Source organism: Pseudomonas sp. MDV22-iso1, assembly GCF_058145095.1.
On the sequence record NZ_JBYVMF010000030.1, the window covers coordinates 57,449 to 70,148 of the forward strand.

The window sequence follows — 12,700 nt, forward strand, 5'->3', positions numbered from 1 at the left end:
CACTTGCGAAGTTTTTTCGCAAGTGACTAATTAATAGCAGGATGGTTGTTGGTGGGCTAGATCAGACCTTCCGATACTGATGTAGGTGAACTCTTGTCATCAGGTAGGAGGAAACGGGGGGATTTTGCGTTTTCGCTTGTTTCTGGATATTTGTTGGTTAAATACAATGTCTTGCAGTGTTTAAGATGTTCGCGAGGGTATAGGTGCTTTGCTCGATTTCGAGCGTTATCTATCGGCTCTCGCAGAGATATTGATAGGCGAGACAGAGTAAAGACCAAAAATCGTCGTCCATTTCTGCCATTGCGGCCTCAAGTGATTCTGTTTTCACGACGGGTTACTTGGCGCTGGGGCGCGCAGCCACTTCAAATTAACCCGCCGTAAATGGTCGCAAACCATCAGCGGTCGCTACCACAGAAATAGGTAGGCGCCCGCTGCCATCACAAACGTTAGTTCTTGAAGCTGGAGTGCTTGCGCCCTTGGTCAAACAACGCAAAAACCACTACCAGCACCCCCGAAATCAGCAGAATCACCGCCACACCATCGGTGGAATGGGTCGCCGAATTCGCCACCAGCGCCAGACCGCCCAGAGGCGCCAGACCACCGGCGATCGCCGTACCCACTTCACGACCGGTACCAAACCCCGAAGAGCGGGTCTGGGTCGGAAACTGGCGGCTAAGGAACGAGCCTTGGGGGGCAAACATCATGGGGGCGAGAATCCCGGTGCCGATGGCGATGGCCAGATAGATCATCAGCGGCTCGCCGGTGTTGAGCAGGGTCAGGAACGGATAGGCGAACAGCGCTGAGCACACACCGCCGAGCATCAGTACCTTCTTGCTGCTCCACTTGTCGCAGAGCCAGCCGAAGCACGGCACGGCAACGATTGCCACCAGGCTGGCGATGGTGACCGACAACGCGGTGACGTGGGCTTCGACACCTTTGAATTGGGTCAGGTAGGCCAGGGAAAAGGTTTTGAAGATATAGCTCAGGGCGTTGTAGCCAATCGCCACGAACAGCACCACCACCAGCCCCTTCATGTCATTCCTGAACAGCAGTTTAAGCGGCGATACCTGTTCTTTGGCGGCGGTCGTGTCGAGTTCCTTGAATTGCGGGGTTTCCGGAATGCTGCGACGAACCCACAGGCCAACACCCACCAGCACGATGCTGCAGATGAACGGAATGCGCCATCCGCCGGACAACAGAAACTCGTTGCCATTCATGGTCAGCACGTAGACGGTCAGCGACGACAGCAGCAAGCCCAGGTTCAGGCCCAAGGCAGGCCAGGCGCCCTGGCTGCCGCGCTTGCCTTCGCTGGCATGCTCGTAGGACGTGACGGCTGCGCCGGAGAGTTCGGCACCCGCGCCCAGACCCTGGATGATCCGCACCAGCACCAGGATGATCGGTGCCCAGATGCCAATCGAGGCATAGCTGGGGATCAGTCCGATCAGGGTGGTGCACACGCCCATCATGCAGAAGGTGATGACCAGCACTTGCTTGCGGCCGAAACGGTCGCCCAGGTAGCCGAACAGGATGCCGCCAAACGGGCGGGCGATGAAACCGATGGCAAAGGTCGAGAAGGCCAGCAGTGATGCGACCGCCGGATTGCTCGGATCAAAGAAGATCTTCGAGAAGACAATCGCCGCCATGGTGGCGTACAGATAGAAGTCATACCACTCCAGCATTGAGCCGAAGATTGTTGCGGCAGCCACCTTGCGCAGGCGTTTCTGCTTTTGGAGCGGAGTTTCCGGGGCGGTCGGGGCCGCTTGATGTACAGACATCGATGATTTCCTTTGGTCTTTGTAGTTATTTTTAAGGGTGATGGCACCCGTGCAGCGGGGTTCAGCGACTGGTAAGAATTTTCTCGGCGATCATCTGGCCGATTGGAATGGCCGAGGTCGCGGCCGGTGAGGGGGCATTGCACACGTGCACCATGCGTGGCGTCTCGGCGAACAAAAAGTCGTGCACCAGGGTGCCGTCGCGCATCACCGCCTGGGCACGGATCCCGGCTTCGTAGGGCAGCAGATCATCGACCTCCAGCGATGGGCAGTACTTGCGGCACTGCTCCAGGTAGCCGCGTTTGAACAACGAGTTCTTCATTTCCGTGGTGCCGGAGCCGAGGTTGTTCCAGATGGTTTTCCAGAAGCCCGGAAAGCCCGCGTACTCGGCGACGTCGCGCCAGTTGATCGAAAACTTGCGGTAGTTCTCCCGACCCAGGCCGAGTACGGCATTGGGGCCGACCGTGACGCTGCCATCGATCATCCGTGTCAGGTGCACCCCGAGGAACGGCAGCTCCGGGTCGGGAATCGGGTAGATCAGGTGGTTGACGATCTCGTTTCTGGACGCTGGCAGGCGGTAGTACTCGCCACGAAACGGAATGATCTGATGGTCGATCTTGACCCCAGCCATTTTCGCCAGCCGGTCGGACTGCAAACCGGCGCACGCCACCAGTTGCCGGGCCTGCCAGACCTGGTCGAGGCTGCTGACGGTGACGCTGTCGGCGCTCTCGCGGATCGCAGTGACGCTGGTCTGCAGGTGGATTTCGCCGCCCGCGGCCTCGATTACCCGGGCCATGGCCTGGCACACCTGGCGATAGTCGACAATCCCGGTGGCATCGAGAAACAAGCCGCCGAGACCGACGATGTTCGGTTCGCGGCGGCGCAGTTCGGTGGCATCCAGTTGCTCGACTTTCAAACCGTTCTGTTTCGAGCGCTCATACAGGGCATGCATGCGGCTGACTTCCAGCGGTGTCGAGGCCACCAGCAACTTGCCGCAGACGTCGAATTTGATCTGGTGCTCGGTGCAGAACGCCTTGGTCGCTTCCGCGCCGCGCTTGCACAGGTCGGCCTTGAGGCTGCCAGGGGCGTAGTAGATGCCGGCGTGGATCACGCCGCTGTTATGCCCGGTCTGGTGTTGCGCCAGCATCGGTTCCTTTTCCAGGATCACTAAGGAGGCGCCGGGCTGGCGTTTGAGCAGCGCCATGGCGGTGGCGAGGCCGACGATGCCGCCGCCGATGATGCAATAGTCATAGATCATGCAGGTGTCACCTTGAATTGCTGGCAGAGAGTCTGCTTATCAGGTTGTCAGACAAAGTAATTGGTAAAAAAGACGCTCAATCGCAGCGTCCTCGGTGCAGCCGAAAATCAGTCGATGCTGGGAAGGTCAATCTTCAGGCGTTTGGCAGCTGCGCGCAGGTGCGCTTCAGCACAGGCGGCCGCTTGGTGACGGTCTCCTGCCGCAATGGCGTCGTACAGCGCCTGGTGCTCGCGTCCAGCATCGGCGGAGCCGCCCACTGAGTGCGCTGCGGAGTTTTCCCAGGCGGTACGTCGGGCTTCGGCCAGTTGGCCGCGCAGGAAATCGTGGAACGCGACGAAATAGTCATTCTTGCTGGCGTCGGCAATCGCTCGGTGGAACTCGACGTCGGCCAGGGCCGCTGCGGCGAAGTCGCTGCGCTTGTCATGCATTTCCTGCAAGGCGGTGCGCATGCGCAGCAGGTCCGCTTCGTCACGGCGCTGCGCGGCGATGGACGCGGCCTGGGTTTCGGTCCACAGGCGCATTTCGAACAACTGCACCAGGTCTGGCTTGCGGCCTTTCTGGCTGGGAAACCGAAACACCGTGCCGCTGGGATTCTGGGAAATGAAAGAGCCCAGACCCCGGCGGCTGACCAGGATGCCATCAGCCTTGAGCTGAGCCACGGCCTCACGCACCACCGAGCGGCTGACATTCAACTGTTCGGTCAATTGTTGTTCGGTGGGCAGGCGCGATTCGGCAGTCAGCCGGCCGGATTCGATTTCTTCGCGGATGGCATTGACCACTCGTTCAACCAGGGAGTCGGGGCGCTGTAGCTGAAGCATGAGAAGTGTGACTCGCAGATCAGGTTGTCAGACAATGCCAGTGGGCTTATTTGTTGTCAAGAAACTGCAGGCTTCCGGGAATCGGCTCAGCGGACGATCATTCTTGGAGCTGTCAGACCAGCTCGCTGATATAAGTCCCCGTCCCCTTGAGAATGTTCTGCAAGGTTTCTTCCACTTCCGCCAGATCGCCGGCATCCGTGCTGTGAGTAATTTCCAGCGAATCATCGCCATTCAACGCATCCGCATCCGCCGCGGCAATCTCGATCAGCAGGCGGGTAGGGCTGAGAGTGACTTTTACGCCGTCGAGGGTGGACGGTTCGTCGTCGAGGGTGATCTCCAGTTCGTCCTCGTCCGGGTAGCGGGTCATCAGGAACATATCGCCCTGATCGCTGTGGCAGGCGAGCATGGCCATGTTGTCTTCTTCGTCATCGCATGGGTTGACGATCAAGAGGGAGGTGGTCATTTGCATGTGAGAGGTCCTGGCGCTGGGCGCGGTGTTGGCAGGAAAAGCGCGATTTTGCCAGCATCAGGATTTTTTTGCTGAAACGTGTGGAACCTAACAGTTCTGTTAGTTGCCGAGTTTGGCAAAACGCTCGACAGTGACGTACGTTCTGGATAATGGTTTTTCGGAGTGCCCATGTCGCGCCGGCAGCAATTCCCGCTTACCCGCTATCGATACGATGCGCTTGATCGTTTATCGAGCCATCGTCAATTGGACAATGCCGAATGCCAGCGCTTCTACTGTGCGAATCATCTGGTCACCGAGGTTAATGGCGATGAGCATATTTCGATCGTCCAAAATGGCGATCAATTGCTCGCGCAGCAACGGCGTTATCGCGGCGGGCTCGACAGCGACTTGATTGCCACGGACCAGCAGCGTTCTGTGCTTAATACGCTACGAGCGCAGAGCACACGAGCCATTGCGTACTCTCCCTACGGTCATCCGGTTTTTGAGAGCGGGCTGAGCAGCTTGTTGGGCTTCAATGGCCAGCGGCCGGAACCGGAAACGGGGCACTATTTGTTGGGCAACGGATATCGGAAGTTCAATCCAGTATTGATGCGATTTAACCGTCCAGATAATCGGAGTCCTTTTCGAGAGGGAGGGCTGAATGCCTACGCGTACTGCCAGGGAGACCCTATTAATAGGAGTGATCCGACGGGACATAGATTTGTGCCAAATCTTCGCTCTTTTTCCGCCAGACGAGCGAACACCTTTTTCACAAGAAATGGCTACATCATTAAGCCTGTAAAAAATGTAGTCAAAAGATCGGAGAACTTATTTACCTATTCGGATCGATATAAAGGAGGAGACAGGCTAAATATTTATTCTCATGGTGGTCCTGGTGTTGTGAGTTGGGATCGGATAAAAAAGTTAGATCCCAGTGCATTACACTCTAACCTCCAGCGTGCCGGTGTTAATTTTGAAGAATACGACAGCGTTCGCTTGTTGTTTTGTCACTCTGCCAGTAAGCCGCTTGGTGTAGCAGACGTAGCGGGTGCATCGTTTGGTGATGCTTTTGCAAACCTCGTCGGCCTGCCAGTGAAAGCATATGACGGGGCCATCGAGGTGTTCGCATCCTGGCAGCAAGGTAATGGCCGAACATTAAAGATTGGCAGCACGACTAAAGGGTTTCACTACGTTGGCGTTGTAAAGTCGGATGATTTGCTTCGGCGTTCTAGATGGGGCGAATACGCTCCTTATCGCCCGGTCACCTACCAACCCTCACTTGAAAACGATATTCGGGTGGAAACGACCAGTCGGGTGATCAGAATGAACTAATTCTTAGAGGCTTCGGCAGAGAAGTTCTGTTGCCCTTTACGCCATTGAATCGCTGCCTGAGAGGAATCGCGCAGGTTCATTTAACCGGGTCGAAGATATTTCAAGGATTCGCTCAAAGCTGCGTTTTTTTCCTTTGACTGCTAGTGTTATCCGATGCTCCGCCACCAACCTGCATACCGATGACCGAATATGTCGCAGCACCGCAAGCACGGGCCTTGCCGCACTGGGTAAGCTGCGCATCGAATGGATACCCGTAAAAACCTTGCGCAATCGATCGCCCAGGCGTTTTTGCAGATGCCCATTCATGGAAGGTGAATGTGACCTGAGTGTCTCGTCCAGCTTCACCCACCTGTCTCCCTGTTTCCTCTGCCCGAGAATCAGGAACAGGGTGACGGATCGCCCCGAAAGGGGTGTTACACGCGACGCTTCCATCAATAACAAGCCCAAGCGGAGTACCACAGATGGCGTTCTTCACCGCAGCCAGCAAAGCCGACTTCCAGCACCAACTGCAAGCGGCACTGGCGCAGCACATCAGTGAACAGGCACTGCCACAAGTGGCGCTGTTCGCTGAACAATTCTTCGGCATCATTTCCCTTGACGAGCTGACGCAGCGTCGGTTGTCCGACCTTGCTGGCTGTACCCTTTCTGCGTGGCGCCTGCTTGAGCGCTTCGATCACGCGCAACCGCAGGTGCGCGTCTACAACCCTGATTACGAACGCCACGGCTGGCAGTCGACCCACACGGCGGTCGAAGTGCTGCACCACGACCTGCCGTTCCTGGTCGACTCGGTGCGTACCGAGCTGAACCGTCGCGGCTATAGCATTCATACCCTGCAAACCACCGTGCTGAGCGTGCGTCGCGGCAGCAAGGGCGAGTTGCTGGAAATCCTGCCAAAAGGCACTCAGGGCGAAGGGATCCTGCAAGAATCCCTGATGTACCTGGAAATCGACCGTTGTGCCAACGCGGCCGAGCTGAATGTCCTGAGCAAGGAACTGGAACAGGTTCTCGGTGAAGTCCGCGTCGCGGTGGCCGATTTCGAACCGATGAAAGACAAGGTCCTGGAAATCCTGACCGGTCTGGACAATAGCCAGTTCAAGGTCGACCCAGAAGAAAAAGCCGAAATCAAAAGCTTTCTGGAATGGCTGGTGGGCAACCACTTCACTTTCCTCGGCTATGAAGAATTCGTGGTGCGCGATGAAGCCGACGGCGGCCACATCGTCTACGACCAGGATTCGTTCCTCGGTCTGACCAAATTGCTGCGCACCGGCCTGACCTACGATGACCTGCGCATCGAAGATTACGCCGTGAACTACCTGCGCGAACCGACCTTGCTGTCGTTCGCCAAGGCCGCTCACCCAAGCCGTGTACACCGCCCGGCTTACCCCGACTACGTGTCGATTCGCGAAATCGATGCCGACGGCAAAGTCATCAAGGAATGCCGTTTCATGGGCCTGTACACCTCATCGGTGTATGGCGAGAGCGTGCGTGTCATCCCGTACATCCGCCGCAAGGTCGAGGAAATCGAACGCCGTTCCGGCTTCCAGGCCAAGGCTCACCTGGGCAAGGAACTGGCACAGGTGGTCGAAGTGCTGCCGCGTGACGACCTGTTCCAGACCCCGGTCGACGAACTGTTCACCACCGTGATGTCGATTGTGCAGATCCAGGAACGCAACAAGATTCGCGTGTTCCTGCGCAAAGACCCGTACGGTCGTTTCTGCTACTGCCTGGCCTACGTGCCGCGCGACATCTACTCCACCGAAGTGCGCCAGAAGATCCAGCAAGTGCTGATGGATCGCCTGAAAGCCTCGGACTGCGAGTTCTGGACTTTCTTCTCCGAATCCGTGCTGGCTCGCGTGCAGTTGATCCTGCGTGTCGATCCGAAGAATCGCCTGGATATCGACCCCGTACTGCTGGAAAAAGAAGTGGTGCAGGCCTGCCGCAGCTGGCAGGACGACTACGCGAGCCTGGTTGTCGAAAGCTTCGGTGAAGCCCACGGCACCAACGTGCTGGCTGACTTCCCGAAAGGCTTCCCGGCCGGCTACCGCGAGCGGTTCGCCGCGCATTCGGCTGTGGTCGACATGCAGCACCTGCTGAGCCTGAACGAAAAAAATCCACTGGTGATGAGCTTCTATCAGCCATTGGGTCAGGTGTCCGGCAAGCGCGAACTGCACTGCAAGCTGTACCACGCCGATACCCCGCTGGCCTTGTCCGATGTGTTGCCGATCCTGGAAAACCTCGGCCTGCGCGTGCTGGGTGAGTTCCCGTATCGCCTGCGTCACAACAATGGTCGCGAGTTCTGGATTCACGATTTCGCGTTCACCGCCGCTGAAGGCCTGGAACTCGACATCCAGCAGCTCAACGACACCTTGCAGGACGCCTTCGTCCACATCGTGCGTGGCGATGCCGAGAACGATGCGTTCAACCGGCTGGTGCTGACTGCCGGCCTGCCATGGCGCGATGTGGCGTTGCTGCGTGCCTACGCGCGCTACATGAAGCAGATTCGTCTTGGCTTCGACCTGGGCTACATTGCCAGCACCCTGAACAACCACACCGACATCGCTCGCGAGCTGACCCGGTTGTTCAAGACCCGTTTCTACCTGGCGCGCAAGCTCACCAGCGATGATCTGGAAGACAAGCAACAACGTCTGGAGCAAGCGATCGTCACCGCACTGGACGACGTCCAGGTGTTGAACGAAGACCGCATCCTGCGTCGCTACCTGGACCTGATCAAGGCCACGCTGCGGACCAACTTCTACCAGACCGATGCCAACGGTCAGAACAAGTCCTACTTCAGCTTCAAGTTCAATCCGCACCAGATTCCAGAGCTGCCGAAGCCGGTTCCGAAGTTCGAAATCTTCGTCTACTCGCCACGCGTCGAAGGCGTGCACCTGCGCTTCGGCAACGTTGCGCGTGGCGGCCTGCGCTGGTCCGACCGTGAAGAAGACTTCCGTACCGAAGTCCTGGGCCTGGTAAAAGCCCAGCAAGTGAAGAACTCGGTCATCGTGCCGGTCGGCGCGAAGGGCGGCTTCCTGCCGCGTCGACTGCCACTGGGCGGCAGCCGGGACGAGATCGCGGCCGAAGGCATCGCCTGCTACCGCATCTTTATTTCGGGCCTGTTGGACATTACCGACAACCTGAAGGACGGCGCACTGGTTCCACCGTTGAATGTGGTTCGCCACGACGACGATGACCCGTACCTGGTAGTGGCCGCGGACAAAGGCACTGCGACCTTCTCCGACATCGCCAACGGCATTGCCATCGACTACGGTTTCTGGCTGGGCGACGCGTTCGCGTCCGGTGGTTCCGCCGGTTACGACCACAAGAAAATGGGCATCACCGCCAAGGGCGCGTGGGTTGGCGTACAACGTCACTTCCGTGAACGTGGCATCAATGTTCAGAAAGACAGCATCACGGTGGTCGGCGTCGGTGACATGGCCGGTGACGTGTTCGGTAACGGCTTGTTGATGTCGGAAACTCTGCAACTGGTCGCTGCATTCAACCACCTGCACATCTTCATCGACCCGAATCCGCAGCCGGCGAACAGCTTCGCCGAACGTCAGCGCCTGTTCGACCTGCCGCGTTCGGCGTGGTCGGATTACGACACCAGCATCATGTCCGAAGGCGGCGGTATCTTCTCGCGCAGCGCGAAAAGCATCGCGATTTCCCCGCAGATGAAAGAACGCTTCGACATCCAGGCTGACAAGCTGACCCCGACCGAACTGCTGAATGCCTTGCTCAAGGCACCGGTGGACCTGTTGTGGAACGGCGGCATCGGTACGTACGTCAAGGCCAGCACCGAAAGCCACGCTGATGTCGGCGACAAGGCCAACGATGCACTGCGCGTCAACGGCAACGAACTGCGCTGCAAAGTCGTGGGCGAGGGCGGTAACCTCGGTATGACCCAGCTGGGTCGTGTCGAATTCGGCCTCAATGGCGGCGGCTCCAACACCGACTTCATCGACAACGCCGGTGGTGTGGACTGCTCCGACCACGAAGTGAACATCAAGATCCTGCTGAACGAAGTGGTTCAGGCCGGTGACATGACCGACAAGCAACGTAACCAGTTGCTGGCGAGCATGACCGACGAAGTGGGCAATCTGGTGCTCGGCAACAACTACAAGCAGACCCAGGCGCTGTCCCTGGCGGCTCGTCGCGCCTTGCCGCGTATTGCCGAATACAAGCGTCTGATGAACGATCTGGAAAGCCGCGGCAAGCTCGATCGCGCCATTGAGTTCCTGCCGGCTGAAGAGGCTATCAACGAACGCGTCGCGGAAGGTCACGGCCTGACCCGTGCCGAGTTGTCGGTACTGATCTCCTACAGCAAGATCGACCTCAAGGAACAGCTGCTCAACTCCCTGGTGCCGGACGACGACTACCTGACGCGCGACATGGAAACCGCTTTCCCGCCAAGTCTGGTGAGCAAGTTCTCCGAAGCCATGCGCCGTCACCGTCTGAAGCGCGAGATCGTCAGCACCCAGATCGCCAACGACCTGGTCAACCACATGGGCATCACGTTCGTTCAGCGTCTCAAAGAGTCGACCGGCATGAGCCCGGCGAACGTAGCTGGCGCTTACGTGATCGTGCGTGACATCTTCCACCTTCCGCACTGGTTCCGTCAGATCGAAGCCCTGGATTACCAGGTGTCGGCCGACGTTCAACTGGAGCTGATGGACGAGTTGATGCGCCTGGGTCGCCGTGCAACGCGCTGGTTCCTGCGCAGCCGTCGCAACGAGCAGAATGCTGCCCGTGACGTCGCGCATTTCGGTCCACATCTCGCAGCGCTGGGCCTCAAGCTCGACGAACTGCTGGAAGGCCCGACTCGCGAAGGCTGGCAAACCCGCTACCAGGCTTACGTTGCCGCTGGCGTACCTGAGTTGCTGGCGCGCATGGTTGCAGGCACCACTCACCTGTACACCTTGCTGCCAATCATCGAGGCCGCCGATGTGACCGGCCAGAACGCAGCCGACGTGGCGAAGGCTTACTTCGCTGTGGGCAGCGCGCTGGACATCACCTGGTACCTGCAACAGATCAGTGCCCTGCCGGTTGAAAACAACTGGCAAGCCCTGGCCCGTGAAGCGTTCCGCGATGACGTCGACTGGCAGCAACGTGCGATCACCATCTCGGTCCTGCAACAGGGCGACGGCACCCAGGACGTGGAAACCCGTCTGGCGCTATGGATGGAGCAGCACGACGGCATGATCGAACGCTGGCGTGCCATGCTGGTGGAAATCCGTGCCGCCAGCGGCACTGATTACGCCATGTACGCGGTAGCCAACCGTGAGTTGCTGGACCTGGCATTGAGCGGGCAAGCGGTAGTGCCTGCCATTGCCACTGTCCCGGCCGAGCTGGAACCAGCGGCCTGATAGGCGCTGAATGAAAAAGCCCCCGTGTCGAGAGATGCGGGGGCTTTTTTTTTGCCTCAGGGGTTTATTGTGTCTGGGCAGGCCTCTTCGCGGGCAAGCCTTGCTCCTACAAAATTGACGGGTGATCACGTTATTTGCGAACAACACTAACCCCTGTAGGAGCAAGGCTTGCCCGCGAAGAGGCCATCCGCCTCAATACAACTTCTGATCCGTTTGATTATCAACCATCGATACATTACTTGTCGGCCTGGTCAATAAATTACTGAGCGACTGGTCAAAGTTTTGCAGTGCGCGAACTTGCACATTCTGTTGTTCGTTAATGTCAGCGACGATCTCTTCGCTGCGTTTAAAATCTGCCCACACTGGACTTAGCTCTTTGGCGTCATGACCTTTTGCGGTGCCAATGTAATTGAAGTTGGCGTCATAGAAATCTGCACTCACATCGGCACTGATGTCCGAACTGCGCGAAGTGATTAACTGGCTGCGGCTGTCCACAATGGCGACCACATCAGGTTTCGCGGCTTTGAGGCTTTCCATGTCCGGGTACACCGTCACTGAGCCGAACTGACGCTGCAACGAAGCCTTGACCCAGTCCACTGCCAGATCCGGCTTGGAGGTGGCCACGTAGGCGTCGTGGATGGGCTGCACCAGCAGGCTCTGGCCGAAACCGGTGCCGGCGTTGGCCTGGTAATCCTGCAGGTAGGCGCGATTAGTCTGGGTGTTTCGGCTATAGACGATACCCAGAGACACCTTCGCACCGCTGGCAACCTGTGTCGCGCTGCTGCGGCCAACCGGTTGAGTGAAAATGCCATCGAGCGACGACACCGCTGTGGGCGCAGTGGGAATTGAGCAGCCGGTTAAAGCAATGGTTATTGCAAAGGTACTGGCAAGTGCACGTTTCATGGTGTTACTCCAGTGAAACAACCTGAGTCGGCAAGTTAAGAGCGCCGGTAGTGGCCGGCATCAGGTTTTAGACTAAACCTGTCGTTCCCTAATGAAACAGGCACTCGCGGCTTATATCGAGAAATGAATAGTTTTGTTTGGCTTAACCCGCACTGATTAATAGCGTTGAGAAATAAAAAGGCCCGAAGTTGTCATTCGGGCATTTTTATTTATACATCGGTGCTCAGCTATCAGTTTTTCAAGGGGATCAGCACTTTCTCATCCGGCGACAACACCATGAACACCAGCAACTTCGCAGGCTGGGTGGCACTGGCATTTTTCGAGACCAGATGCTCCGAGCCCGCCGGCTCATACCAGTATTCACCGGCCTTGTAGGTGATCGCTTTTTCGCCCTTCACTTGTGAGGTTATTTCTCCGGAAAGGACATACGCCATCGCGGTGCCTTGGTGTTTGTGGGCAATGGACGATTGGCCGGGCTCGTAGTCGACCTCGATCATCATTGCTTTCTTGCCGGGAACGTTTTTCAGCAGTTGGTCCTGCAACACGGTGACTTTTTCCGAAGGGTCGCCTTCGTGGGCGAAAGCCGCAGCAGAAACAGTCAGGGCCAGGGCAGCGAGGGAAGCGGTACAGAAACGCAAAGCTTTCATTGTTTATCACCTGCGCAGAGTAGTTGTCGTAAACCACATTAGTCCGCAAGCGATGGCAAACAAACGGCCAATTTTCTGGAAGGTCAGGTGACCAATCCATCAAGAAGATCAAAAGATCGCAGCGTGCCGCAGCTCCTACGGGGGAACATATTCCACGTA

The 12,700-nt window shown here is 57.6% G+C and carries 8 protein-coding genes; 2 read left to right on the forward strand and 6 right to left on the reverse strand.

The genetic code is table 11. The features are described from left to right. Positions 1 to 446: 446 nt before the first annotated feature. The 4 genes from AC3ZVB_RS25405 to AC3ZVB_RS25420 form a co-directional block, all read right to left on the reverse strand. A complete protein-coding gene (locus AC3ZVB_RS25405) occupies positions 447 to 1,775 on the reverse strand; it encodes an MFS transporter (RefSeq protein WP_162436743.1) in 1,329 nt (442 codons plus the stop codon). Between the two features lie 61 nt (positions 1,776 to 1,836). Continuing rightward, positions 1,837 to 3,030: an L-2-hydroxyglutarate oxidase gene (gene lhgO, locus AC3ZVB_RS25410; protein ID WP_490148056.1), complete on the reverse strand. Its 1,194-nt coding sequence runs from the start codon at positions 3,028 to 3,030 to the stop codon at positions 1,837 to 1,839. A gap of 107 nt (positions 3,031 to 3,137) precedes the next feature. Next, positions 3,138 to 3,848, reverse strand: coding sequence for a FadR/GntR family transcriptional regulator (locus AC3ZVB_RS25415; RefSeq protein WP_490148057.1), 711 nt, complete (start codon positions 3,846 to 3,848; stop codon positions 3,138 to 3,140). 112 nt (positions 3,849 to 3,960) lie between these two features. Then, positions 3,961 to 4,317: a hypothetical protein gene (locus AC3ZVB_RS25420; protein WP_490148058.1), complete on the reverse strand. Its 357-nt coding sequence runs from the start codon at positions 4,315 to 4,317 to the stop codon at positions 3,961 to 3,963. A 168-nt stretch (positions 4,318 to 4,485) separates the two neighbouring features. On the opposite strand from AC3ZVB_RS25420, the gene AC3ZVB_RS25425 reads away from it, so the two are divergent. Both AC3ZVB_RS25425 and AC3ZVB_RS25430 read left to right on the forward strand, forming a co-directional pair. Further along, the gene (locus AC3ZVB_RS25425; RefSeq protein WP_490148059.1) at positions 4,486 to 5,628 is read left to right on the forward strand and encodes an RHS repeat-associated core domain-containing protein; all 1,143 of its coding nucleotides are present in this window, start codon (positions 4,486 to 4,488) and stop codon (positions 5,626 to 5,628) included. Between the two features lie 461 nt (positions 5,629 to 6,089). Then, on the forward strand, positions 6,090 to 10,991 hold the full coding sequence (locus tag AC3ZVB_RS25430; protein ID WP_490148060.1) for an NAD-glutamate dehydrogenase: 4,902 nt from the start codon (positions 6,090 to 6,092) through the stop codon (positions 10,989 to 10,991). 192 nt (positions 10,992 to 11,183) lie between these two features. Here AC3ZVB_RS25430 and AC3ZVB_RS25435 read toward each other — a convergent pair whose 3' ends face one another. Further along, positions 11,184 to 11,894 (reverse strand): ATPase, encoded by a 711-nt coding sequence (locus AC3ZVB_RS25435; protein ID WP_490148061.1) that lies wholly within the window; start codon positions 11,892 to 11,894, stop codon positions 11,184 to 11,186. Between the two features lie 230 nt (positions 11,895 to 12,124). Further along, positions 12,125 to 12,541, reverse strand: a complete 417-nt coding sequence (locus tag AC3ZVB_RS25440) for a cupin domain-containing protein (RefSeq protein WP_490148062.1) — start codon at positions 12,539 to 12,541, stop codon at positions 12,125 to 12,127. Between the last annotated feature and the right edge of the window lie 159 nt (positions 12,542 to 12,700).

Coding starts and splice junctions, on each gene's coding strand:
- AC3ZVB_RS25415 (WP_490148057.1), bottom strand. CDS start 3,848: ATGCTTCAGCTACAGCGCCCCGACTCCCTGGTTGAACGAGTGGTCAAT.
- AC3ZVB_RS25425 (WP_490148059.1), top strand. CDS start 4,486: ATGTCGCGCCGGCAGCAATTCCCGCTTACCCGCTATCGATACGATGCG.
- lhgO (WP_490148056.1), bottom strand. CDS start 3,030: ATGATCTATGACTATTGCATCATCGGCGGCGGCATCGTCGGCCTCGCC.
- AC3ZVB_RS25420 (WP_490148058.1), bottom strand. CDS start 4,317: ATGCAAATGACCACCTCCCTCTTGATCGTCAACCCATGCGATGACGAA.
- AC3ZVB_RS25430 (WP_490148060.1), top strand. CDS start 6,090: ATGGCGTTCTTCACCGCAGCCAGCAAAGCCGACTTCCAGCACCAACTG.
- AC3ZVB_RS25405 (WP_162436743.1), bottom strand. CDS start 1,775: ATGTCTGTACATCAAGCGGCCCCGACCGCCCCGGAAACTCCGCTCCAA.
- AC3ZVB_RS25435 (WP_490148061.1), bottom strand. CDS start 11,894: ATGAAACGTGCACTTGCCAGTACCTTTGCAATAACCATTGCTTTAACC.
- AC3ZVB_RS25440 (WP_490148062.1), bottom strand. CDS start 12,541: ATGAAAGCTTTGCGTTTCTGTACCGCTTCCCTCGCTGCCCTGGCCCTG.